At 51.1% G+C, this 2767-nt stretch carries 3 protein-coding genes; all 3 read right to left on the bottom strand.

The window, feature by feature from the left end; all coding sequences use genetic code 11:
* Window positions 1-848, bottom strand: an 848-nt coding sequence (locus HVE01_RS19695; protein ID WP_146945487.1) for a DUF4347 domain-containing protein, incomplete at its 3' end; no start/stop codon positions are given.
* Between the two features lie 352 nt (window positions 849-1200).
* Complete coding sequence (gene hglS / locus HVE01_RS19690; RefSeq protein ID WP_146945486.1) at window positions 1201-2556, bottom strand: 2-oxoadipate dioxygenase/decarboxylase HglS; 1356 nt, start codon at window positions 2554-2556, stop codon at window positions 1201-1203.
* The coding region (locus tag HVE01_RS19685; RefSeq protein WP_146945485.1) for a hypothetical protein at window positions 2553-2767 on the bottom strand (215 nt) is incomplete at its 5' end. The genes hglS and HVE01_RS19685, both read right to left, overlap by 4 nt.

Genomic DNA, 2767 nt, shown 5'->3' with positions numbered 1-2767 from the left:
GGGTCTGCAACAGTGGTAAATCCCCCTCCGTTGTTTTGGTAGTAGGTAGAAGTATTAGCGTCGACATCAGCCACCAGAATATCTTCATCACCATCATTATCAAAATCAGCAACAAGATAATCTTCGGCATTGGCCAAATTAAATACTACATTTGGGTCTGTCTGGGTAAAGCCGCCACTACCATCATTGATGTAAACTTTGTAAACCAAACCATCATAAGCTATAAAATCTCTATCACCGTCAGAGTCATAATCTATATCTATAAAGAGGCGATAACCAGTAGCAGCTGTTTGCGCACCTGCTGCTGCCAGTGGATCAGGCTGAACTGTATACTGACTAGCTAAGACTGATGAGAAACCCTTCACAGTAATAGAGTTTGATTGAACGTTTCCGCTAGCAATCTCCAACACCCAATCCCCACCCAGGGCTTCGGAACCGGTCAAGTCATCTGAGACCGCAATATCAGCGCGAGTGATGTTTGCCAGGGTCTGGATAAGGCTTTGGGCCGTTTCGCCCTGGGCGACATAGCAACCATAAAGCAGAATATCGCCGTCTTCGGTCAAGGCGCTGCCGATTTGGCTCAGTTCATTCTGATAGGCTGGCAGCGAGTCGCCGGACAAAGCTGCACTTCCCAGATGCTGACTGCCAGCGGAACCATGACCAAACACATGAATCGCATCATAACCTGTGTGCGTCGCCGCCCACTCAGCCATGACCTGCACACCGTCCTGATCCGGGGCAACGAGCACTACCTCCATTTCATCAGGTAAACCATCGACCAGTGACTGATAATCTGCGACCGAAGTATCAACAAAAGCGACTTCACGGCGACTCTGAGGGGCATTCATGGCAACTTCTCCGGCTATTTTTCTTCTTCAGACGTCTTTAATGGCGACGCTGACATTCGATTGTTCGATAACCACACGAGCCTGGTTGGCATTCGAGCATCGCCCGAACTCTATCTCCTGAAGGTGCCGATCCCTGCCAAGTCGAGGCAAAACTTTACAATATTTAATATTGTAATTTGAAAATACCAAAAGCCCCCCTTCAGCGCTATCAATTAGAATGAGAAAACACAAAGTTAATTGGTAAAAAATAATTAAAGTTGCAATTCAAAAGTATTGCTTTTAACAACAAAAGGGCCTGCGAAAACTCGCAGGCCCTTTGCAACACATACTGGCTCACCCAGCTAGACGTTATTTATAGGCTATTCAACACTTTGTTTTTAGAAGTGTTCTCACGTTCTGCGTAAAGCGACAACTCATCGGTCACCTGGGCACCCAGTGCCTCTTCAAAGGCATCGCGATTGGCATTCCCGGCATAGGCTTCGCTCTCTGCACCACCGAGATTCGACTGGAAAATACCCGCCGCACTCACTGGTAGAAAGTCTTCATAGGTAATCGGCTGTGCTTCCACCAAGCCCTGGGCGATTAACGCTTCAATATCGGCACTACCAACGTCTTTAGCTGCCTGACCTTTCTCGGTCAGATGATACTGAAAATACGCTAGCCCCTCGCGGCGCATGGCCTCGTCGTTATCAGGGAACTGGGCAAAGATGTTTTGCATAACCGTTTGGTGGGCGTCGTTATCCAACCCTGCGGTTTGCTTGCGGCCTTCAGTAAGCAACTGGTCATAAAGCGCACGGCCTTTTGGTGTTAGCGCTACGCCACGCTGCTCAATTTCACCAAAGCGAGCGGTGTGAGTACCTTGCGCGTCACCGGCAAAGCGGATTGATTCTTCCAATGCCTTAAAGCTGGTCTGGCGCAGCAAAATGGGGCATTCACGACGTGGCGGCCCTTCAATGACGGCTTTGGGGTTCATGCCCATCTCCGGCATGCGGCGCTGTGCTTCGTCGATATCCAGAGTACGCGGCGTCAGGTGATTGATATGCGGCCCACGGAAGCACACCACATCGGCAATCAAACGGTGCTCATCATGGAGCGCCTGATAAGTTTCCAGATCGACCGTCGCATCCTGGTGCCAACGGAAGGTTTCCAGCGCTTCTTTGACGAATTGGTCGGCCTCTTCGCTGGTTAAGCCACCCTGGGTTTCATGACGCTCGATAAGTTCGCGCGCCCCTGGGGTGAAGATATCGCGCTTGGCTAGAATCTCTTCCGAACGCTGGCGCAGAGCCTCACTTTCAATCAGTTCTAAACGCAGTAACGAGGTAAAAACACGGAAAGGGTTCATCGCCAGCGCATCATCGTCGATAGGCCGGAAGGCGGTTGAATGAACCGGCACGCCCGCTTCTGAAAGGTCGTAATAGCCCACCGGATACATACCCATCACAGCAAACAGGCGGCGCAACATGGAAAGCTCTGCAGCAGTTCCCACACGAATAGCCCCGTGGCGTTCTACGCTCAAACGTGCCAATTCACCCTGCGCTTCCAGGCGGCGATGCAGTTCAGGCTGTTGACTAAGTGTTTCTTGGTTAACGCGCTCGACAAGTTCAAGCAGCGTGCCGTACTGCGGCACTTCGGCTTGATACATGGCCGACATTGCCTTAGAGAAACGGTCACGCACTTCATTGGTTGAAAGAAGGCTCGGCTGAGTCATTTCGTTGCTCTCTCTTGCATATTGTTGGGATAAGGATGAGACACCGGCGTCAATAGCGCCAACAGCGCCTGAAGCGGGTGGTGTAATGTTTGCGCTGAGTAGCGTTTCACCTGGCTACGGCAGGAGTAGCCGGTGGCGAGCAGCTTGCCCGTGTTTTCCTCGGCTTCCACCTGGGGCTGCCAGGATTGGGCATAAATAGTTTTCGAGGTTA

This window comes from Vreelandella venusta, assembly GCF_007989605.1.
GTDB classification, from domain to species: Bacteria; Pseudomonadota; Gammaproteobacteria; order Pseudomonadales; family Halomonadaceae; genus Vreelandella; species Vreelandella venusta.
Note: the sequence above shows the minus strand (reverse complement) of the source record. Positions and strands in the feature narration are given on the sequence as shown.